The following is a 21,671-nucleotide window of genomic DNA, read 5'->3' on the forward strand; positions in this document are numbered from 1 at the left end:
GAGCGTTGCCGCAGGCGTTCAGGCTGTGTGTTGGGTATTTAACTATCCAGCTTTTGCTTTAATAGCTCGTTGACTTGCTGCGGGTTGGCTTTGCCCTTGGCGGCTTTCATGATTTGGCCGACCAAAGAGTTGAAAGCCTTCTGTTTGCCTGCGCGGTATTCGGCCACGATAGCCGGGTTGGCATTCAGGACCTCGTCGATCATCGCGCCAATCGCGCCTGTATCGCTGATTTGTTTCAGTCCACGAGCTTCAATGATGGCGTCGGGCTGACCGCCTTGTTCACCGGCCCACATGGCTGAAAACACATCGCGCGCGATCTTGTTGGAGATCGTGCCATCAATGATGCGACCGATCAGCGCCGCCAGGGCGGGTGCTTGCACCGGGACATCCGCAATGTCTTTTTCTTCGCGGTTCAGCGTGGCGGAGACCTCGCCCATGATCCAGTTGGCCGCTTGCTTGGTCTGGTCTGCCGGCAGGGCCTGCGCGACAGCTTCAAAGTACGCGGCCAGGCCACGGCTGGCGGACAACTGGGCGGCATCGTAGGCGGACAGTCCGTAGTCGCGCTCGAAGCGCACACGCAGAGTCGCGGGCAGCTCGGGCATCTGGGCACGCACCTGCTCCACCCAGTCGGGCGAAATGACCAGCGTGGGCAGATCGGGATCTGGGAAATAGCGATAGTCGTGGGCGTCTTCTTTGCTGCGCATGCTGCGCGTTTCATCGCGGTCGGCATCGTACAGGCGGGTTTCCTGCACGACGGTGCCGCCGTCCTCGATCAGTTCGATCTGGCGGCGCGCTTCGAACAAGATGGCGCGCTCCAGAAAGCGGAACGAGTTGACGTTTTTGACTTCGGTGCGGGTACCGAATTCGGCTTGACCGACAGGGCGTACGGAGACGTTGGCGTCGCAGCGGAAGGAGCCTTCTTGCATATTGCCGTCACAAATGCCTAGCCAGACGACCAGGCTGTGCAATGCCCGTGCGTACGCGACGGCTTCGGCGGCCGAGCGCATTTCGGGCTCGGTTACGATTTCCAGCAACGGAGTGCCAGCGCGGTTCAGATCGATTCCACTGGCCGGTTTGCCGTTGGACAGCGTGAAGTCGTCGTGCTGTGATTTGCCGGCGTCTTCTTCGAGGTGGGCACGCGTCAGATTGACGGTTTTTTCCTCTTGGTTGACAAAAAACGAAATCGTCCCACCCAGCACGATCGGCAGTTCGTACTGACTGATTTGGTAGCCCTTGGGCAAATCGGGGTAGAAGTAGTTTTTGCGAGCGAATACCGAGCGGGGGGCAACGGTGCCACCGACGGCCAGCCCGAAACGGATGGCACGCTCGGTGGCGCCGATGTTCATCACGGGCAAGCTACCCGGCAGGGCCAGGTCGACGACATTGGCCTGCGTGTTGGGGGCGGCGCCAAAGCGCGTGCTGCTGCCCGAAAATATCTTGGCGTCGGTGGAAAGCTGCGTATGCGTTTCCAGGCCGATGACGATTTCCCAGTTCATTGCTCAGTGCCTTGCTGGCCGGGCACGCGACGGTGCCAGTCGGTGACTTGTTGATAACGGTCGGCGATGGCCAACAGGCGGCCTTCGTCGAAATAGTTGCCGATGATTTGCAGGCCAACGGGACGCCGGCCTGTCTCGCCGAAACCGCAGGGAACAGACATGGCCGGTAGGCCTGCCAGGCTGACGCCCAGTGTATAAACGTCAGCCAGCCAGTCGGCCGTGGGGTCGTCACGATTGTCGCCGAGGTTTTTGGCCACAGTGGGCGACACCGGCCCCATGATGACATCGCACTGGTCGGCGTAAGCGCGTTGGAAGTCTTGTGCAATCAGGCGTCGTACACGCTGGGCTTGTAGGTAATACGCGTCGTAGTAGCCATGAGACAGAACATAAGTCCCGATCAGAATGCGGCGCTTGACCTCATCGCCAAAGCCCTCGGCGCGGGAGCGGGCGATCATTTGATTCAGGTCGCCGTATTCCTGGGCGCGGTGGCCGTAGCGCACGCCATCGTAGCGTGCCAAGTTGCTCGAGGCTTCGGCAGGCGCAATAACGTAGTAGGCCGGGATCGCCAACTCGGTACGCGGCAGCGAGATGGATACACGTCGCGCACCCAGGGACTCGAACTGCGCCAGTGCTGATTCGACGGCGGCGGCAACATCGGGAGCGAGGCCTGCGCCGAAATACTCCTCGGGTACGCCGATGCGCAGCCCGTTGAGGGGCTGGCTGCCGGCCGCGTCATAGCTGGCCTGCGCGGCGTCGTAGGCGGCCCGGATGCGGCCAGGCGCGTTAGGGGTGCCATCGCAGCTTTCGAGACTGGTCGCATCATTCGGGTCAAACCCGCTCATCGGATCCAGCAACTCGAGCAGGTCGCGGCTGCTCGGGGCCAGGGGACCGGCCTGATCCAGGCTGGAGCCAAAAGCCACCATCCCAAAGCGCGATACCGTGCCATAGGTCGGCTTGATGCCGCTGACGCCACACAAGGCGGCGGGCTGGCGCACCGAGCCGCCGGTATCGGTGCCGGTGGTGGCCGCGACCAGGCGGGCCGCTACCGCGGCCGCCGAACCACCCGACGAGCCGCCGGGGACGGCTTGGGTATCCCAGGGGTTGCGTACCGGGCCGTAGGCCGAGTTTTCGTTGGCCGAGCCCATGGCGAACTCATCACAATTGAGTTTGCCGATCGACACGGCGCCCGCGGCCTGCAGGCGCTGCACCACGGTCGCGTCGAAGGGGCTGGTATAGCCCTTTAGCATCTTGCTGCCGGCGGTGGTGTGCCAGTCGCGGGTGACAAAGGCGTCTTTGTGGGCGATGGGCACGCCCGCCAGAGGGCCGGCGGTACCGGCTGCCAAGGCGGCATCGGCGGCATCAGCTTGCGCCAGGGTGAGGGTCTCGTCGATGTGCAGAAAGGCGTTCAGGTCGCTGGCGGCCTGGGCGGCAGCCAACGCGCTCTGGGCTAGCTCGCGGGCGCTGACCTGGCGTTGGGCCAGGGCGATGCGCAGTTCGGCAATACCACCGAATTGGGTATGAAGGGCAGGAGTCGTCATGGTTTATTCGATGACCTTGGGAACCAGGAACAAGCCGTCACGGGCGTCCGGGGCATTGGCCAGCAACTCGGCGCGGCGAGCCTCGGAGGGGGTTTCGGTCACCACGTCCGGACGTAGGCGCAGCGAGATGTCCTGGTGGGCCGACAGGGGGTGGGCCAGCGGCTCGACCCCTTGTGTATCAGCGGCTTGCAGCCGTTCGATCAGGTGGAGGATGCCATTGAGTTCGTCCTGCGCGCGGTCGCGCTGGTCCGGCGTCAGTTCAATTCTGGCCAGCCGGGCAATGCGGGTTACATCTTGTTCGTTGAGCGCCATGTGGGGAAACTAAGAAAAATCCAAGGGGGCAGGTTGCCGTGCCAGAGGAGGGGATGGGATTACACCGTGTCTATCCCTGTGACAAACCATCAACTGTCAGCACTTTTGCGCTATTTTCGAAGAAATTATAAGTTATCATTCATCGTTTCACGCTGCAGAGATGCGGCGGGCCTGTGTATACGGTCCGTTTACTGCAGACCGGCACTATTTCTGAATCTCGCTGAGCCCCCATGTTCGGATTCCTGCGCAGTTACTTTTCTAGCGATATGGCGATTGACCTCGGTACCGCCAATACGCTGATTTACGTCCGGGGCAAGGGCATCGTGCTCGATGAGCCTTCGGTCGTAGCCATCCGCCACGAAGGCGGCCCCCATGGCAAAAAAATCATCCAGGCCGTTGGCCACGAGGCCAAGCAAATGCTTGGGCGGGTTCCCGGCAACATCGAAGCCATCCGGCCCATGAAAGACGGCGTGATCGCCGACTTCACGGTGACCGAGCAGATGCTCAAGCAGTTCATCCGCATGGTTCACCCGCGCAACATGCTGGCGCCCAGTCCGCGCATTATCGTGTGCGTGCCCTGCGGCTCGACCCAGGTCGAGCGCCGTGCCATTCGCGAATCTGCCCTCGGGGCAGGCGCTTCGCACGTCTATCTCATCGAAGAACCCATGGCTGCCGCCATCGGGGCAGGCCTGGCTGTCTCGGACGCCAGCGGCTCGATGGTGGTGGATATTGGCGGTGGCACGACCGAGGTCGCTGTGATCTCGCTGGGCGGCATGGTGTACAAGGGCTCGGTGCGCGTCGGCGGCGACAAGTTCGATGAGGCTATCGTCACGTATATCCGTCGCAACTACGGCATGCTGATTGGCGAGCCCACGGCCGAATACATCAAGAAGGAAATCGGGTCCGCCTTTCCGGGTTCCGAAGTCCGCGAAATCGAAGTCAAGGGCCGTAACCTGGCCGAAGGTGTGCCGCGCAGTTTTACGGTGTCATCGAACGAGATTCTGGAGTCGCTGACCGATCCTCTGAACCAGATCGTCTCAGCCGTCAAAATCGCCCTGGAGCAAACCCCGCCCGAACTGGGGGCCGACATTACCGACAAGGGCATTGCCCTGACCGGCGGTGGCGCGCTGCTGCGTGATCTCGATCGTCTGCTCCAAGAGGAAACCGGTTTGCCTGTGGTGGTCGCCGAGGATCCGCTGACCTGCGTGGTTCGTGGTTGTGGTGAAGCACTCGAGCATCTCGAAAAGCTGGGTGCTATTTTCATTAACGAATAAGCCCGTGCCGCCAGCGGGCGCCACCCGGCGTAGTGGCTGCAGGGGCTGACGCCAAGCTGGATATTCATGCAACGACAAGGGTCTCCACCGCTGTTCAGGCGCGGCCCACCGGTCGAAATCCGGTTGGCCGTCATGGTCGCTTTGTCGCTGGCGTTGTTGATCCTCGATTCGCAGTTTCATCTGCTCGAGCCCTTGCGGCGGACCCTCTCGGTCGGCTTGTATCCGTTTCAACGCACGGTCATGGCGCCGCGCGATCTGACTCGACAAGTCAACGAGTGGATCGACGCGGCCAACCACAATCGTAACGAAAACGAGGCGCTACAGCGCCAGCGTATCGAACTCTCGCAGGTCACGACGCATGCCGCTCAGTTGGCCGCCGAAAACGCGCAATTGCGCCGTTTGCTGGGTGTCACCGATACGGTCGACCAAGCTGCCGTGGTGGTCGAGGTGATGTACGAACCCGCCAACAGTTTCCAGCAGCGACTGGTCTTTAACAAGGGCAGTCGGTCGGGCTTGGCACCGGGTATGCCGGTCATTGACGAAGGCGGTGTGGTCGGCCAGATTGTTCGTGTGACACCGCAGGCGGCAGAGGCTGCCCTCGTCACCGACGAACGCGTTTCCGTGCCCGTGCAGGTCTTGCGCAATGGTTTGCGTTTGATTGCCTTTGGATCAAACTCCCCGGGTCGCATCGAAGTCCGCTTCCTGGCGGCCAACGCAGATATCCAGGAGGGCGACACTGTTGTGACTAGCGGCGTGGGGGGGCTATTTCCCGCGGGTTTGCCGGTGGCCAAGGTGCTCAAGGTCGAGCGGGACACGGCATCGGGATTTGCCCGGGCGATTTGCGAGCCGCTGGCTCACCCCGAACGTCATCGTCATTTCCTAGTGCTGCAGGTTGATGTCGCGCGCGCAGAATCTGAACTACAAGAGGCTGAGTCTGATGGCCCGAAATGATTCATCAATCCAGCAGCCCGCGCGTCGCCTGGGCACCCCTCGCAACGTGCAGCCCGAACGCTTGACGCGTCCGGCCAATATCTATTTCGTCTGGAGCACAGTGCTGGTGGCGTGGCTGCTGTCCTTGCTGCCCTGGCGCGTCTGGGAAGGCGCACCCGACATTTTGGTGTTGGTACTGGCCTTCTGGTGCGTGAATGAGCCCCGTCGCATGGGGCTGGTGGCGGCGTTTTGCTTTGGCGTGTTGATGGATGTGCACGACGTTACGGTGCTGGGGGCGCATGCTTTGTCGTACACATTGGTGGCGTATGGCGCGGTTGCGCTGCATCGTCGCTTGCGGCACTTTGACCTCTTGAGCCAGGCTATTCACATGCTGCCCGTGTTTTTTTTGGCACAGCTGGCACAACAACTGGTCTTGGCCTGGTTGGCCGGCAGGTGGTCGGGTTGGGCCTGGGTCCTGAGTGTTTTGCTCATGACAGTCATTTGGCCGCTACTGGGGTGGGTTCTGCATCTGCCGCAGGGAGGGGCTGACGACGTCGAGTCCTCATCGGTCTAGGGCCGGGTTTGATAGCGGCCCGCCATGTTTGAATTCAAAAAAACCGGTCAACAGCAAAAGCAGCGCTTTGCCTTGCGTGCCTGGGTGGGCGGCTTGTTTGCGCTGGCCTGCTTCTTTGTGTTGGTGGGACGATTCTGGTATTTACAGGTAGACCGCTACGAGGGCTTGTCCGAGCGTGCCGATCGTAATCGCATCGCTGTGGTTCCCATTGCACCGAGGCGGGGCGAGATCCTGGATCGCAATGGCGTGGTTATGGCGCGCAATTACCGTACCTATACGCTTGAAGTCGTGCCTGGCCACGCCGGTGACATCAACGCGATGCTCGAACGCCTGACTCCGATTGTGTATGTCAGTCCGGGTGACCAACGCCGTTTCAAGCGACGTGTGCTCGAGTCCGGCCGTTATGCCAGCTTGATCTTGCGCAATAACTTGAACGATACCGAGGCGTCTTGGTTCGCGGCGCATGCGTATGAGTTCCCTGGGGTCGAGTTGCGCGCGCGTTGGGTGCGCGAGTATCCCCAGGGGGCGACCGCTGGCCATGTCGTGGGGTTTATCGGCCGGATTTCCGAGAACGACGTCGAGGCACTGGAGGCAGCAGGCCAGTTGGGTAATTACCGTGGCACCGATGTCATTGGCAAGAAGGGCATCGAGAAAAGCTGGGAAGAACAATTGCACGGCCAGACCGGGATCGAAGAGGTCGAGGTCAATGCCAGTGGTCGTCCTGTCCGTACGTTGCATCGCAGGGATCCCGTGCCGGGTGTGGACATCATGCTGTCCATTGACCTGGGACTGCAGCGTGTGGCCGAAGAGGCGTTTGGAGATCAGCGTGGCGCCTTGGTGGCGATTGACCCTGACACCGGAGAGGTTCTGGCCTTTGTTTCAAAGCCCTCGTTCGACCCCAATTTATTCATTGACGGTATCGACGTCGAAAACTGGCGCTTGCTGAACGAGTCGCCCGACCATCCCTTGATCAATCGTCCTCTGTACGGCACGTACCCGATTGGTTCGACCTATAAGCCTTTTGTCGCGCTGGCGGCATTGGAATTGGGCGTGCGCAGTGCGAAACAGCGCATCTCCGATCCTGGTTATTATGAGTTCGGTGGCCAGCGCTTCAGGAATGCCGGCGGCGCTGCCTATGGCATGACGGATATGCACCGCGCGATCGTGGTGTCATCTGATACTTATTTTTATTCGTTGGGCCCAGAGATCGGCGTTGACCGATTGCATGATTTTTCCAAACAGTTCGGCTTTGGCCAAATAACCGGTATCGATCTCGACGGCGAACGTGCCGGTATCTTGCCGTCCATAGAATGGAAGCGCAAAGCCTACAAAGATCGCAAGCAGCAGCAATGGTATGCGGGCGAGACGATTTCCGTCGCCGTGGGACAGGGGTATAACTCGTTCACCTTGCTGCAGTTGGCGCAGGCGACCTCGACCTTGGCCAATAGCGGGGCCTATCGCAGGCCTCACCTGGTACACGCCACGCGCGATACGCGTACTGGCGTTGCCACGCCCACCCCCTCAACGCCGGACTATCTCATTCCGTTAAAACAAGAGAACGTCGACGTCATCAAGAATGCGATGGTGGGCGTGGTGCGCTCGGGGACGGCGCGGCGTGCGTTTGCAGGCGCAGCCTATCAGGCGGCAGGCAAGACCGGCACCGCCCAAGTGTTCAGTCTGCGAGGATCAAAATACAAGGCCAGCGAGCTGGATGAGCGATTGCGCGATCATGCCTTGTTCATGGGATTCGCGCCGGCGGACAAACCGCGCATTGCGGTTGCCTTGCTGGTAGAAAACGCCGGCTGGGGGGCGAGTGTGGCAGCGCCTGTGGCCCGTACCGTATTTGATTATTGGTTATCCAGGCCCGCTACGCCCCCGGTGGGTTCACGGGTCGTGTTGCCATCCGGCGTCGCACCGTTGTCCGAATCTGCGCCTGAGGCCGGCACCGGCGCGACGCCAGAGGCAGACTCTGCATCGGTGCCTGATGGTGCCGTCGTAACCGGCAGCGAGGGCGTGACTGAGACCGAACCCGAGTTCCGATGGGTTCCAGGCTCCGATAAGCCGCCTGCGCCGCCGCGGCCGCGGCCAGTACCCAAGGCGACCCCAGCTCCGCAAGCGCCGACGGCAACGCGACGTCCGTCTACCGGCCCGGCATTGTCCGATCTGGATGACCTGTTTAAAGCATCCGAAAAGAGAGTCAAGCCATGAAGCGTCTGGGTGCTCTGCTAGCTCACGTATTCCTGGCCTTTGACTGGCCGTTATTGATCATCCTGGCAATGTTCGCTGCGTTGGGACTAACGGTCATGCATTCGGCCGTCGGCAGCACCGATTGGCGCTATGCCGACCAGTCGCGAAACTTCCTGATTGCGTTCTTCGCCATGTGGCTCACGGCGCTCATATCGCCTCCCAAGCTCATGCGCCTGGCGTTGCCGTTTTACATTCTTGGCGTGGTTTTGTTGCTGGGCGTGGAGTTTTTTGGCGAAACCAGTAAAGGTGCGACGCGTTGGCTGGATTTGGGTTTCACGCGCATTCAGCCCTCCGAGATGATGAAAATCTCGGTCCCGCTGATGCTGGCTTGGTACTTTCAGCAACACGAGGGCGATGTGCGTTTTCGTGACTTTCTGGTTGCCGCTTGCATGCTGGCCGCGCCGTTTGGACTGATCGTGTTGCAACCCGATCTGGGTACGGCATTATTGGTGTTTGGCGCAGGCTTTTGCGCGATTTACTTTGCCGGCTTGTCGTTCAAGCTCCTGGCACCGCTGGCTATCGTCAGCATATTCAGTATCAGCACGCTGATTTATTACGAAGACATCTTGTGCGAGCCCGACGTCGACTGGGTCGTCCTGCACGAGTACCAAAAACAGCGTGTCTGCACTTTGCTCAATCCCAGTTCGGACCCCTTGGGCAAAGGCTTTCATACGATTCAATCCATGATCGCTGTCGGATCTGGAGGCCTGTATGGCAAGGGCTATATGCAGGGCACACAGACCCACCTGGATTTTATCCCCGAGCGCACCACTGACTTTATTTTTGCTGTCTATGCAGAAGAGTTTGGCTTGTACGGCGGGGTCGCCATGCTGGTTCTATATATCTTGCTGATCGCGCGGGGCCTGACCATCGCCGTGCGCGCGACCACGCAGTTTGGACGTCTGATGGCCGGTGCACTGACGATGATGGTGTTTATTTATGTCTTTGTGAACGTCGGTATGGTGACGGGCATTCTGCCCGTTGTGGGCGTGCCATTGCCGTTTATGAGCTACGGTGGGACCGCGTTACTGACGATGGGGATAGCGTGCGGGATACTGATGAGTATCTCTCGCTATCGTAATGAGCAGACCTAGCGGTCGCTACGCTATGGTTGGCCATCCGCAACTCCCTTTTCGTTTCAGTTTGCACTTCCGTTAGCCGGCCAGCACCAGTAAACGCCCAGGCAGAGTCGGGTGGGGGAGGATGTCTGTTTCGATGCCATATACGGTACGTAGATTGTCCTGGGTCAAAACTTCTTGCGGCACACCATCGGCGACGACCGTGCCCTCGCCCAGCATAATTAACTGATCGCACCACCGTGCCGCCAAATTGATGTCGTGCACAATGATCAAGACGCCATACCCGTGCTGATGGGCCAGGTCGGCCGTGGTCCGCAGCAATTCGATTTGATGTTTGGGGTCCAGGCTGGCAATCGGCTCGTCCAGCAGCAGATAGCGAGAGAGCATTGGATCACGTTGTGCCTGGCATTGCGCCAGGACGCGTGCAAACTGCACTCTTTGCTGTTCGCCACCCGATAGGTCCGGATAACGCCGTTGGACCAGATGCGGCACACCGGCCAGCGCGAGGGCTGCTTCGATCAATTCGTCGACCTCGACAGGATCGAGTTCGGGAAAGGGATAAGTGCCCATGCCCACGACTTCGTGCACACTCAGATCAAAACTGAGCGACGGCTTTTGTGGCAGGACGGCACGCTGTCGGGCCTGCCGACGTAACGGCAGGCGGGTGAGGGGCTTGCCGTCCAGTTCGATACCGCCGGTGTCGGGAGATAGTTCTCCGGCCAGCGCCGCGAGCAGTGTTGATTTACCCGCGCCGTTGGCGCCCAATAGGCCCATCACGCGACCAGGCTCGATGTTGAGCGATACCCCGGAAAGGATACGGTTCTTGCTACGTGAGAGGCTCAGGTCTATTGTACGCAGGCTCATCAGAATCGACGCCCCCGTGCCAGCAACCACAGGAAAAAGGGCCCACCCACCAAACTCGTGACTAAGCCGATCGGTAATTCCGCAGGAATCACCACAATACGTGCTAGCCAATCCGCCAGGGTCAACGCCAGCGCACCTGTCAGCATCGATGCCGGTAGTAGCCAACGATGGTCGGCGCCCAAGGTCATGCGAACCAGATGAGGCACGACCAGGCCTACAAAACCAATTCCGCCGGTCGCGGCCACGAGTGGGCCCACGATCAGGGCGGTCGCCACCACGAGTTTGTAGCGGACCGTCACCAGGGCAAAGCCCAAATGCTGCGCCTCGCGTTCGCCAAGCAGCAAGGCATTCATCGCGCGCCATTGTCGCATCAGCCAGAAGGACCACAGCAGCGTCCATGGTGCAAGAAAAGCCAATAGCAGCCAACTGGCTCCCGCCAGGCTACCCATGCTCCAGAACGTCAGGTCGCGCAATTGCGTGTCGGAAGCCATATAGGTCAGTAACCCGATCAGGCTGCCTGCGACGGTGTTGATAGCGATGCCAGCAAGCAATAGACCGGCGACGCCTGGTACGCGCCGTCCGACCACATACGCCGCCGCGGTGGTTAATAAGCTGCCCACAAATGCGGCAGGCGCGGTGACGATAAAACCGCCCGTTGTGAGCACGATGGCGGCAACGGCGCCCAGCGCACCCCCCGCTGAAATACCTACCAAGCCCGGCTCGGCAAGCGGGTTGCGAAACAACGCTTGCATCGCGGCGCCCGCAATGGCCAGCGCCGAGCCCGCCACCACGGCGAGCAAGACACGTGGCAGGCGGATATCCCACAACACATTGCGCCACAGCGTATCGTCGGGCTGTGATGCGCCTGTCGCGAGCAGGCGCAACGCGTCAGTGAAGGGAATGTCGACTGCGCCGCTCAGGGCGGCAAGCAGCGCGACGACCAACGCTGCGCCACCCAGTCCGATCAGTATGACGGAGGGGGTAACACGCCTGACAGGATGTCCCAGGCGGCTAGCCTTGGCGAGCGACACAAGGCATCTCCTTCAGCGTACGGATAGCCTGAGGCAGCCGCGGTCCGGTACCCAGCGCCAGTAGATCATCCAGCACGACGATGCAATGGTTAGTTGCCGCGGGCGTCAGAGCGACGCCCGGCATCGCACGCAACTTTTCCATGCCGCCATTAGCCTCCAGCGCCATGCGAGGTACAACAATGACTTGGGGGGCCAATGCACTGAGGGCCTCTGCCGACACGGGTTTGTAGCCCTTTTGATCGGCGAGTACATTGATCAAGCCAGAGAGTTCCAGAACGAGCGAGGCGGCGGTGTCGCTACCTGCACCTTGAGGGGTCCCCGTCCGGTTCATCAGTAGTACGGCGCGTAAATGAGATTCGGGTAGTCCTTGGACCTCGCGTAATGCCGCATCGACCGATTTGATTAGTTGCTCGCTGCGCTCAGGCACGCCGAGTGCGTTGCCGATCTGCCGGATGCGCTTGTTAAGCGATTCCACGCTGGGCTTGTCCGAGATAATCTCCACCGGGACGCCGATGTCTTTCAGACGCGCCAAGGCGGCGGGGGGGCCGGATTGTTCAGAGGCCAGGATCAAGTCCGGGTCGAGAGCCAGCACACCCTCGACCGGTACGGCACGGTAATACCCCACGCGTGGCAATTTGGTGGCTGCCTCGGGGTAGAGGCTGGACACGTCGTCTCCGACGAGTCGATCTCCTTGATCCAGAGCATAGACGATCTCGGTTACCGTGCCACCCAACGTCACAACACGTTGAGCGTGAGCGGGGGCTTCGTTCGCGGCCTGGGCGAGGCCTGCGATCCAGGCTGCGGTGAGTGCGGCGATCGTCTTGACTAGGCTTGCTGCCATGTTGCTATCCTTGATAGAACCTCGATGTTATCGCGCGACGGATTCCCGATCCCCAGTATCGCTGCCAGGGCCACCACTGGGTGATTTGCGGTTCAGTATTGATAGGTTAATGAAACGCGCGCACGCCGACCAGCTTCGGAGTATCAGTCTACCGGACACGGAGTAGCCGTGACGTCCCGTTGGCTTCAGTGACAGGTGATATGGGTGCATTGAGCTACTATGATTCTCATCTTTTGCACGGGGTCGTAACGCCGATGGGCCAGTCCCAAGAACTGCAACTATTGGTCGAATTGGTGCGCGCCGGCAGTCTGTCTGCCGCGGCGCGCGAGATGGGTGTGACGACCGCCGCGGTCAGTAAAAGGCTCGCGCAGATCGAAGATCGCCTGGGCGTACGCTTGCTCAATCGCAATACGCGCCGCCTCAGTCCAACGGCCGAGGGCGAGCTCTACCTGGAAAACGCCCGGCGTATCCTGCACGACATCGACCATCTCGATCAGTTGATCGCCAGTAGCCAGACGCAACCGCGGGGGCTATTGAAGGTGAATGCGCCCTTGGGATTCGGGCGCAGTTATATTGCGCCCGCCATTGTCTTGTTTGCACGACGCTATCCCGAGGTCGATGTGCAATTGCAGCTGACGGATGCACCGGGTGATTTTGTCAAAGATGCGTTTGATGTCGCGATCCGCTTTGGGGATATTCCGGATACCCGTCTGATTGCACGTCCCATTGCTCCTAATCGGCGTCTCGTGTGCGCGTCGCCGGATTATCTGAAAAAGCATGGGCACCCTTTGGTGCCGCAAGATCTGATCCGTCATCAGTGCATCGTGCTGCGCCAAAATGACGAAACCTATGGCTTATGGCGGTTTACCAAAGGGGCCTATAGTGAAACGATAAAAGTGCGTGGTGCGTTGAGTAGCAATGACGGCGAGGTCACTCTGACGTGGGGGTTGGCCGGCTTGGGTATATTGCAGCGTGCCGAGTGGGATTTGGCGCGTCATCTACGCGCGGGGCGTTTAGCGTTGCTGCTGCAAGATTACGCCCTACCGCCCGCCGATATTCACGCCGTGTTTCCAGAACGCCATCATCTGTCGGCCAAGGTGCGGGTATTTATTGATTTTCTGGTCGATTATTTTCAGGATCGACGCAAAGGCGGCAAGGGTGCCTCGTGGTAGTGCGATCGTCCCCGTTGGTGAGGCGTGCGCTAGATTGACAGGCGTTTGCGCCACTCTCCTTCGTTGGGCGAGCGGCGCAGCGTAAGGATGATCAATTGACCGAGACGTTGGCTTCTTTGACCAGCTTGGCGTAGTTTTCCGTGTCCATTTTGATTTGTTGCGCCATCTCTGCGCTGCTATCGCCAATGGGTACCGCGCCAATTTCCGCCATACGTTTGCCGAATGCCGGTGATTTAATGACTTTGACCATTTCGGTGTTCAGGCGCGCGACGACGTCGGGCGGTGTCCCTGCGGGCGCCAGCACTCCAAACCATGTGCCCATATTGAAGCCCTTTAATCCGGCCTCGGCCAGGGTAGGTACGTCGGGCAGCGCGGCCGAACGCTGATCGGTGGTGACCGCCAGCGCACGCAGCTTGCCAGATTTGACGTGTGGCAGCACAGGCGTGATCGTGTCAAACGACATATCGATCTGGCCTCCCAGCAGGTCGGTCGTCAATGGCCCGCTGCCCTTGTACGGCACGTGCAGCAGGGTAACGTCACCGGCCTTCTGAAACTGTGCGCCGATCAGATGCTGTCCCGTACCGACGCCATTGGAGCCAAATGTCATCTTGCCGGGTGTTTTGCGAGCCAAGACCAGTAATTCCTCTACGTTTTGCGCGGGGACCTTGGGGTTGACGACCAGGATGTTCGGAACTAACGCGACGGTGGTGACCGGTGCAAAGTCTTTCTGAAAGTCGTATTGCAGGTTGCGGTACACGCTAGTGGCGATGGTGTGATGGACCGCGCCCATCAGCAAGGTATAGCCGTCCGGGGTCGCCTTGGCCACATAATCGGCGCCCAATGTCGCGCCGGCGCCGGGTTTGTTTTCCACGACTACGGGTTGGCCCAGGCTTTTCGCCAGTTCTTGGCCCAGCGCGCGGGCGAGCGCATCAGTCGTGCCGCCCGCAGGAAAGGGGACGACCAGGTTGACGGGTCGTGTCGGATACATTTGCGCCGCCGCGGGCGTTGCTGCGGTAAAGCCCAGGGCGCAGAGCGCGCCCGCCAGCGCGCCACGCAAGGCATGCTTTGCAGGTTTCATGATGTCTCCTCGTTTTGTCGATTTTTTGTTGATCGCGCGAAAGATGAGATCATCCTCCGCGGGTAGTGCGTTAGGCTGACACTATGCGGCTTGTGTCTGGGCCGCCGTTTGTTTCAAGTACTGGCACACGGCTTGCGTGACTTGCGCTGTCGTCGCTTTCCCTCCAAGATCACCGGTATGTAGCGCGGGGTCGGCCGTCACGTTTTCCACGGCCTGCATCACACGTGCGGCGGCTTGGTGCTCGCCCAGGTGTTCCAAGAGCATCACCACCGACCAGAACGTGCCGATCGGGTTTGCCAGGCCTTTGCCCATGATGTCGAAGGCAGAGCCGTGAATGGGTTCAAACATCGACGGGTAACGTCGTTCCGGATCAATGTTGCCGGTCGGGGCAATGCCCAAGCTCCCGGCCAGTGCCGCGGCCAAATCACTCAGAATATCGGCGTGCAGGTTAGTCGCCACAATGGTGTCCAGCGTCGCGGGGCGGTTCACCATGCGCGCGGTGGCGGCGTCTACCAGCTCCTTGTCCCAGTGCACATCGGGGAACTCGCGGCTGATTTCCAGGGCGATTTCGTCCCACATCACCATGGCGTGGCGTTGCGCATTGGATTTGGTGATTACCGTCAGTTGTTTGCGGGGGCGCGACTGCGCCAACCGAAAAGCGAAGCGCAAAATGCGTTCGACACCCGCGCGCGTCATCATGGACACGTCGGTCGCGGCTTCGATGGGTTGACCCTGGTGCACACGACCGCCGACACCCGAGTATTCGCCCTCAGAGTTTTCGCGCACGATCACCCAGTCGAGTTGCTCCGGTGTGCAGCGCTTTAGCGGCCCGTCGATACCGGGCAGAATGCGGGTGGGTCGCACGTTGGCGTATTGATCCAGCCCCTGGCAGATTTTCAGTCGCAGGCCCCACAGCGTGATGTGATCCGGAATGTCCGGATCACCTGCCGACCCAAACAAAATAGCATCTTTGTCGCGTAGCTCGTCCAGACCCTCGGCGGGCATCATGACGCCATGGCGGCGGTAGTAATCACCGCCCCAATCAAAATCATGAAATTCGAAGACGAACGAGCCGTCGGCCTCGGCTAACGTTTGCATGACTTCGCGACCGGCAGGAATGACTTCCTTGCCGATGCCGTCACCGGGAATAGTTGCGATACGGTATGTTTTCATGTGCCTGGCTCCTGGCTGACGTCGATCGCCAGCATGTTTGCCAGACACTGTACCCACCGTCACACCGCGCAGGGGCGCAGGCGATTCAAAGCATTATTAACTTCAGGTTAACGGTGGGGCTTGGCGTGCTCGCCGTGGCGAGGCCCGCCATCACCTGCCTGCCAAACCCATATGTCAGGTCACTGCGCCTCGCCGTGAAAACTCGGGTTGCTGCCACACCTTGCTATCGAGTACCTCTTTCAGAATCTCAACCGCATCCCAGACGTCGGTATAGCCCAGGTATAGCGGCGTCAAACCAAAACGCAGGACTTCGGGTTCGCGGTAGTCGCCGATCACGCCGCGTGCAATCAACGCTTGCATAACGGCATAGCCATTGGGATGCCGAATACTGATATGACTGCCACGTTGCGCATGTTCGCGCGGCGTGATGAGTGTCAGTGGGTGGTCGGTACAGCGCTGCTCCACGAGCTCAATGAACAAGTCGCCCAGCGCCAGTGATTTCTGGCGTACGTCCTTCATGTTCGCTTGTAGGCTGATATCCAGGCCACATTCCACCAGCGATAACGAAACCATCGGTTGCGTGCCGCATAAGTAACGGCGAATACCACCCGCGGGCTCGTAGGCGACGGCCATGTCAAAGGGCCGTTGATGTCCCCACCAGCCGGATAACGGCTGCCAGAAGCTGTCGGTATGGCGCGGGGCCACCCAGATATAGGCAGGCGCGCCCGGCCCGCCGTTCAAATACTTATACGTGCAGCCTACTGCGAAGTCCGCATTGGAACGCGTCAAATCCACCGGCACGGCGCCTGCCGAGTGGGCCAGATCCCAGATCGTCAACACCCCTTGGGCGTGGGCTTGTGCGGTGACGCGATCCATGTCGTAAAGATAGCCGGTACGGTAGTTCACGTGCGAGAGCAGCAGCACCGCGACCGTGTCATCGAGCGCTTGTTCTAGCGATAAGTCTTCATCGACCAGCCGCATCTCGTAGCCCTGCTGCAGCAGGTCTATCATCCCTTGAATCATGTACAAATCGGTCGGAAAATTGTCGCGTTCCGACACGATGACCTTGCGTTGTGGCGCGGCGCGCTGCTGAATGCGCAGCGCCGCCGCCAAGGACTTGAAGAGGTTCAACGAGGTGGTATCGGTTACGACAACCTGACCTGCGCCTGCGCCGATCAACTGCCCCAGTTTGTCTCCCAAGCGCGAGGGCAGGTCAAACCAACCGGCGTCGTTCCAACTGCGAATCAGCCCTTGGCCCCATTCTTTCTGGATGACCTGTGCACTGCGCTCGGCGGCGGCTTTTGGTAAAACGCCCAGCGAATTCCCATCCATATAAAGAACGCCCGCGGGCAGTTCAAAATGGGCTTTCAGTGATGCCAGAGGATCTTTCTGATCGGCCTGCAGGCACGCTTGACGGGTAGGCATAGAGGCTCCTTGGTGACCTCTGAATACTAGCACCGTCTATTCAAGCGAGACGGGGATTTGCACCTCTATCGATAATCCCCCGCCAGCCCTATTGCTTAATACCAGCGTGCCTCCGAGGACGGAAGTCAGTTGTTGCGCGATTGCCAGACCTAACCCGGTGCCGCCCGTATCCCGATTGCGCGAGCCCTCCAGACGGTAAAACGGTTGCAGCACGGCATCCAGTTCGCCGGGCGGGATCCCCGGGCCACGATCTAGTACAAAAATCGATATTCCCCGCGCCCCGCGATCATGCATAGAGACCTCAGCGGCGCCTGCGAATTTCAGTGCATTGTCGATCAGATTGCCCAATATGCGCCGCAGTGCGTGGGGGCGGGTATGCACCAGCTTGGATGCCCGGTCCGACGGGCCGGTCAACGCGACTTGCTGGCCAGTATCCTGGTAGTCACAGACCAGGCTGTCCAGAAAGTCGTGTAGATTGATCCGCGCCGCTTTTTCCTCTGTGCCATGGGCGCTACGCGCATATTCGATTCCCTCGCGTACCAGACGCTCTACTTCGCCCAAATCCTGCGTCAACTTGGTCTTGTCCGTCGAGTCGTCCATAAATTCGGCTCGCAGCTTCATTCGGGTAATCGGTGTCTGCAGATCGTGCGAGATCGCGCCCAGCAATTGCATCCGCTCTTTCAGATAACTGGCGATGCGGTCTTGCATGGCATTAAATGCGGCGGAGGCCTGCACTACCTCTGCGGGACCTTGTTCATCCAGGCGCGGACCAGTTCGATTCGGGTCTAACGTGTCCGCCGCCTGCGCGAGATGTGTCAGGGGGCGTACCGCAAGCCGCACGGCCATCCAGGCACACAGCACCAGCAACGCCAACTGTATGCACAAGACGACGGGCAGCCACATGGCCAAGGGAGGCATACCCAAATGAATATCCAGCACAATCGGGTTGCCATCTTGCAGGGTGATTCGGGCCTGAATATGGCGCTCGTCACCCTCCATGGCGTGCACGACGATCGGATAGCGGTTGCGTACGGCCTGTTCAATAGAGTCGGCCGCGTTACGTGCCTCGGTCAGCTGCAATGGTTGATCGGCCTGGCCCGGGCCCAGCAGGTATTGGCGGCGGCCGCTGGATAAACGCTCCAGCCAGTCGGCCCGCTCGTCAGCGGGGAGTCGATTCAGAATGTCGACGGCAATATAAACGTCACGCTCCAGGTCGCCGAGCATCATCGATTTGGTCGCGTCGTAGCGCTCGTAGAACAGTAGGGCAAACGACAGGGTGTGAGCCAGCACCAGGCCCACCAGAAAAATCAGAAACAGGCGCGCGACCAGTGTGCGTGGCCAAAGGCGCAGCGGCAAACGGGATATGCGCATTATTCTTCCTGCACCTCGACCGCAGCCGTGAATACATAGCCTTCGCTGCGTACCGTCTTGATATACATAGGTTCACGAGCATCCTCGCGCAGCCGCAGCCGTACTCGACTGACCAACAAATCAATCGATCGACCGAACATGTCGGCATCGCGCCCTTGGGTCAGATTCAATAATTGATCGCGATTGAGCACGCGTTGCGGGTGATCCAGAAATACGCGTAATAGCCGGTATTCCGCACCGCTCAACGATACGATCGTGTCGTCTTCGTCCAGCAAGTGCCGCGCTGTGGTGTCCAGCCGCCAGTTGCCGAACTTGATCTGCCGTCCAGGCTCGGTGACCTGGAAGTTCGGGGGCAGCATGCGGGTGCGACGCAGCACGGCTTTGATGCGGGCCAGCAACTCGCGCGCGACAAAGGGCTTGACCAGATAGTCATCGGCGCCCATCTCCAGACCGATGACACGATCCATATCGTCGCTGCGCGCAGTCAGTAACAGGATTGGCGTCTTGCGGTGCTTGCCACTGCGCAATTCCCGGCACAACACCAGTCCATCATCGCCCGGCATCATGATGTCGAGCACGATCAGGTCGACTTTCATGCCTTCCAGCAATGAGCGCATCTGCCTGCCATCCGCGGCAAATGTCACTTCCAGGCCATTTTTCTTCAAGAAATTGCCGGCCAGTTCACGAATTTCCCGATCGTCGTCAACGATCATGATGTGATCAATTTGATCCATGTACAGCAGCCTTATCTGGAATACATCAAAGTGGGCAGGGGCCTGGAACCAGAGCTAGGGGATGCACGTCAGGTCGGGGCGCCTCGGTATGACCAGAAGTGTAGTCAACGCACGTGCAGAGGGAACCCCCCCTTGTGTGTCGTAGTGTATATACCGCCGTACACGATACAAGAACTTGAAAAATTGACGCATTCGCGGCACAAGCCGGATACCTGACACGGATGAAATGGCGTTTCCTGATCACGGAATATTCGCCATGAATGTCATTAATGCTCCTATTGCCTTGCTCGCCGGCATCCTGACCATCGCCTCACCCTGCGTATTGCCTCTCCTGCCCATTTTGCTGGGTAGCTCAGTCGAACGCGCTACTCGGCTACGTCCGTTGTTCGTCGTGACCGGCTTTGTTTCGGCGTTTGCCGGACTGGGGATCACACTGAGTCTGTTGTCGAACTTGAACGAAACCGTCCACGAGGCGGTGCGCTCAACCTCAGTCGTTCTGTTGGTGCTGTTCGGACTGGCACGGATCTGGCCTCGCCCATACGACTGGTTGATCGCGGGTGTCGGCGGGCCGCTACAGCATATCGCGCTGCTATCTGGCAAAACCGGTAACAGCAATGCGGGAGGATTCCTGTTGGGCATCTCGTTAGGTGCGATATGGACTCCATGTGCCGGGCCGGTGCTGGCCTCCATCCTGGTGCTGGCCGCCAAGGCTCAGGACCTGGGCCAATCCAGCACGTTATTGCTGTTTTACGCCATCGGCGCAGGGATTCCCATGCTTGCCATTGCCTATGGCGGTCAGGCCATCGCTACCCATGTGCGCTGGATCAATCGTTATACCCCCCGTCTGCAACAAGGATTCGGGGGGCTGTTGGTACTGACCGCGCTGGCCATTCATTTCCAGTACGACATCCTGTTCTATGCCTGGTTCGCCAATTTCTTTCAATGAGAAGGGCTAACGAAGCCTATGCCAAAAGGCCTTTCTTCCTGACCCGTGCCCCTTCTCTGGGCCCAATCATCTTTGCAAGGACATCATCATGCTGACCCTTTTGAAATCACTGGCCGCTGCCTCGTTGTTCGTCGTTTGTGCCGTACAGGCCGCGCCTCAATCCGCCCCGGTCGCCGCGCCGGAATTTACCGGGATCGAGAAATGGCTCAATAGCGATCCCTTGACGCTGCAGTCCTTGCGCGGAAAAGTCGTGCTCGTGGATTTTTGGACATACACCTGCATTAATTGCATTCGCACACTGCCTTACGTGACCCGCTGGTATCAACAGTACAAAGACCAGGGCTTTGTCGTCGTTGGCGTGCACACTCCAGAGTTTCCTTTTGAACGGTCTACCAAGAATGTCAGCCAGGCGATGGAGCGCTTGGGCATCAAGTACCCGGTGGCCCAAGACAATCGCTACGCTACCTGGGATGCTTATCGCAACCAGTACTGGCCCGCCGCCTACTTGATCGATAAGCACGGCCAAATCGTGTATCGCCATTTTGGCGAAGGGAAATACAAAGAGACCGAAGCGGAAATCCAGCGTCTGCTGGCGCAACCCGGCTGATCTTGTGAGATCGCCAGACGTAGCAGGGCGCGGCCATAGGCCGCCCCCTTTTTTCGTGACCAGGCCTTCGCGCCATCCTGGTGTTACGCACCTCGCGTGGGATTTTTGAACGCTGTTTTCGTTTGCTACCGAACGCGGCCAGAGCGTTATTTCTTTTCGCACTGTATCTGCCTTTTCTATAGATACGTTGCGTGCCAAAACCCTGGGTTGCACGACACATCCGGGATACGCCAGCCCTTTGTAATGACTTCCATGGACAACACGAAAGACGTGATGCCCAACATGCTTAAACAAATCCTTCGTTTCTTCCAACACTTTTATATCGAGACCGATCATGAAAACCCAATTCACTATCCTCGCTGTTGCATTGTCCCTCCTGTCGGCAGGCGCCGCCGCGCAAACCGCTGCAAGCGCCTATGTCGCACCGACCTTCGACGTGTTGTCCCGTGCTGAAGTCCAGGCCGAGCTCGCTGCCGCCAAGGCTGCCGGCAACGTGCAAAGCGGCGACGAAACCTACGTGCCGCCCAGCTTTTCAACCCGCTCAAGCGGCGAAGTTCGCGCCGAGCTGGCCGCCGCCCGTGCTGCCGGACAGATCCAGGATGGTGACGAAACTTACGTGCCCCCCACGTTCTCGACCCTGTCGCGTACGGAAGTCAAAGCTGACCTGGCTGCGTGGCGTAAGGCGGGACTGGCCGAGGAATGGCGCGGCGAGCAAACCCCCGATATCTACAGCACGGCATACCGCCACAAACTCGCCTACTACCAATACTTAGTTGCGCAACAAAAGGCCCACGGCGGTGCGGTTCAGTAATAAGTCGAGTGGAAAACCCCGGTCAGCCGTAGTTTCGTATCGCAGTGTATCTACCCCCTACATAGATACGTTGCGCACCAAAAAACGGGATCACGCGACACAACCGGGATACGCCACTGCCTTGTAATGACTTCCATGGACAGCCAACCCGCAGCCACCTGCGCAATA

General features: G+C 59.5%; 20 protein-coding genes. 9 read left to right on the forward strand and 11 right to left on the reverse strand.

The genetic code is table 11. From position 1 onward, the window contains the following. Positions 1-38: 38 nt before the first annotated feature. Genes gatB through gatC form a run of 3 tightly spaced genes read right to left on the reverse strand, consistent with a single transcriptional unit; the run spans position 39 to position 3,346 of the window. Entirely contained in the window at positions 39-1,496 is a 1,458-nt protein-coding gene (gene gatB, locus ACNAZS_RS08015; RefSeq protein ID WP_415787983.1) for an Asp-tRNA(Asn)/Glu-tRNA(Gln) amidotransferase subunit GatB, read from the reverse strand. Then, positions 1,493-3,034, reverse strand: coding sequence for an Asp-tRNA(Asn)/Glu-tRNA(Gln) amidotransferase subunit GatA (gene gatA, locus ACNAZS_RS08020; RefSeq protein ID WP_415787986.1), 1,542 nt, complete (start codon positions 3,032-3,034; stop codon positions 1,493-1,495). Before gatA ends, gatB begins: the two co-directional genes overlap by 4 nt. 3 nt (positions 3,035-3,037) lie before the next feature. Next, a complete protein-coding gene (gene gatC / locus ACNAZS_RS08025; RefSeq protein ID WP_415787988.1) occupies positions 3,038-3,346 on the reverse strand; it encodes an Asp-tRNA(Asn)/Glu-tRNA(Gln) amidotransferase subunit GatC in 309 nt (102 codons plus the stop codon). A 230-nt stretch (positions 3,347-3,576) separates the two neighbouring features. Here gatC and ACNAZS_RS08030 point away from each other — a divergent pair, with 230 nt between their 5' ends. The 5 genes from ACNAZS_RS08030 (at position 3,577) to rodA (ending at position 9,465) form a co-directional block, all read left to right on the forward strand. After that, entirely contained in the window at positions 3,577-4,620 is a 1,044-nt protein-coding gene (locus tag ACNAZS_RS08030; protein ID WP_415787990.1) for a rod shape-determining protein, read from the forward strand. Between the two features lie 66 nt (positions 4,621-4,686). Beyond that, positions 4,687-5,571, forward strand: coding sequence for a rod shape-determining protein MreC (mreC, locus tag ACNAZS_RS08035; protein ID WP_415787992.1), 885 nt, complete (start codon positions 4,687-4,689; stop codon positions 5,569-5,571). After that, positions 5,558-6,124, forward strand: a complete 567-nt coding sequence (mreD, locus tag ACNAZS_RS08040) for a rod shape-determining protein MreD (protein WP_415787994.1) — start codon at positions 5,558-5,560, stop codon at positions 6,122-6,124. Before mreC ends, mreD begins: the two co-directional genes overlap by 14 nt. Positions 6,125-6,148: 24 nt before the next feature. Continuing rightward, positions 6,149-8,332, forward strand: coding sequence for a penicillin-binding protein 2 (gene mrdA, locus ACNAZS_RS08045; RefSeq protein WP_415787996.1), 2,184 nt, complete (start codon positions 6,149-6,151; stop codon positions 8,330-8,332). Further along, entirely contained in the window at positions 8,329-9,465 is a 1,137-nt protein-coding gene (rodA, locus tag ACNAZS_RS08050) for a rod shape-determining protein RodA (protein ID WP_415787998.1), read from the forward strand. The genes mrdA and rodA overlap by 4 nt, the downstream gene beginning before the upstream one ends. 60 nt (positions 9,466-9,525) lie before the next feature. Here the strand turns inward: rodA and ACNAZS_RS08055 are convergent, their stop codons facing one another. Genes ACNAZS_RS08055 through ACNAZS_RS08065 form a run of 3 tightly spaced genes read right to left on the reverse strand, consistent with a single transcriptional unit; the run spans position 9,526 to position 12,186 of the window. Beyond that, positions 9,526-10,314: a heme ABC transporter ATP-binding protein gene (locus ACNAZS_RS08055; RefSeq protein ID WP_415788000.1), complete on the reverse strand. Its 789-nt coding sequence runs from the start codon at positions 10,312-10,314 to the stop codon at positions 9,526-9,528. Beyond that, entirely contained in the window at positions 10,314-11,285 is a 972-nt protein-coding gene (locus ACNAZS_RS08060; RefSeq protein WP_415788868.1) for a FecCD family ABC transporter permease, read from the reverse strand. The genes ACNAZS_RS08055 and ACNAZS_RS08060 overlap by 1 nt, the downstream gene beginning before the upstream one ends. A 40-nt stretch (positions 11,286-11,325) precedes the next feature. Further along, positions 11,326-12,186 carry a heme/hemin ABC transporter substrate-binding protein gene (locus ACNAZS_RS08065; protein ID WP_415788002.1) on the reverse strand — a complete coding sequence of 287 codons (861 nt, stop codon included), beginning with the start codon at positions 12,184-12,186 and terminating at the stop codon, positions 11,326-11,328. A 254-nt stretch (positions 12,187-12,440) separates the two neighbouring features. Here ACNAZS_RS08065 and ACNAZS_RS08070 point away from each other — a divergent pair, with 254 nt between their 5' ends. After that, on the forward strand, positions 12,441-13,358 hold the full coding sequence (locus ACNAZS_RS08070) for a LysR family transcriptional regulator (protein WP_415788004.1): 918 nt from the start codon (positions 12,441-12,443) through the stop codon (positions 13,356-13,358). A 91-nt stretch (positions 13,359-13,449) separates the two neighbouring features. On the opposite strand, the gene ACNAZS_RS08075 is transcribed toward ACNAZS_RS08070, so the two are convergent. The 5 genes from ACNAZS_RS08075 to ACNAZS_RS08095 all read right to left on the reverse strand — a co-directional run bounded on the left by ACNAZS_RS08075 (position 13,450) and on the right by ACNAZS_RS08095 (position 19,139). Further along, a complete protein-coding gene (locus ACNAZS_RS08075) occupies positions 13,450-14,436 on the reverse strand; it encodes a Bug family tripartite tricarboxylate transporter substrate binding protein (RefSeq protein WP_415788006.1) in 987 nt (328 codons plus the stop codon). An 81-nt stretch (positions 14,437-14,517) separates the two neighbouring features. After that, positions 14,518-15,609, reverse strand: coding sequence for a tartrate dehydrogenase (locus ACNAZS_RS08080; RefSeq protein ID WP_415788008.1), 1,092 nt, complete (start codon positions 15,607-15,609; stop codon positions 14,518-14,520). A 174-nt stretch (positions 15,610-15,783) separates the two neighbouring features. Further along, complete coding sequence (gene kynU / locus ACNAZS_RS08085) at positions 15,784-17,034, reverse strand: kynureninase (protein WP_415788010.1); 1,251 nt, start codon at positions 17,032-17,034, stop codon at positions 15,784-15,786. A gap of 36 nt (positions 17,035-17,070) precedes the next feature. Then, on the reverse strand, positions 17,071-18,405 hold the full coding sequence (locus tag ACNAZS_RS08090) for an ATP-binding protein (RefSeq protein ID WP_415788013.1): 1,335 nt from the start codon (positions 18,403-18,405) through the stop codon (positions 17,071-17,073). Further along, positions 18,405-19,139, reverse strand: coding sequence for a response regulator (locus ACNAZS_RS08095; RefSeq protein ID WP_415788015.1), 735 nt, complete (start codon positions 19,137-19,139; stop codon positions 18,405-18,407). The genes ACNAZS_RS08090 and ACNAZS_RS08095 overlap by 1 nt, the downstream gene beginning before the upstream one ends. A gap of 256 nt (positions 19,140-19,395) precedes the next feature. Between ACNAZS_RS08095 and ACNAZS_RS08100 the strand changes: the two genes are divergently transcribed. The 3 genes from ACNAZS_RS08100 (at position 19,396) to ACNAZS_RS08110 (ending at position 21,503) form a co-directional block, all read left to right on the forward strand. Next, positions 19,396-20,085, forward strand: a complete 690-nt coding sequence (locus tag ACNAZS_RS08100) for a cytochrome c biogenesis CcdA family protein (protein WP_415788017.1) — start codon at positions 19,396-19,398, stop codon at positions 20,083-20,085. Positions 20,086-20,173: 88 nt separating this feature from the next. Beyond that, complete coding sequence (locus ACNAZS_RS08105; protein ID WP_415788019.1) at positions 20,174-20,692, forward strand: thioredoxin family protein; 519 nt, start codon at positions 20,174-20,176, stop codon at positions 20,690-20,692. A gap of 334 nt (positions 20,693-21,026) precedes the next feature. After that, complete coding sequence (locus tag ACNAZS_RS08110; RefSeq protein WP_415788021.1) at positions 21,027-21,503, forward strand: DUF4148 domain-containing protein; 477 nt, start codon at positions 21,027-21,029, stop codon at positions 21,501-21,503. Positions 21,504-21,671 lie beyond the last annotated feature (168 nt).

The sequence above is a fragment of the Bordetella tumulicola genome (genome assembly GCF_965138755.1).
GTDB classification, from domain to species: Bacteria; Pseudomonadota; Gammaproteobacteria; order Burkholderiales; family Burkholderiaceae_B; genus Bordetella_A; species Bordetella_A tumulicola.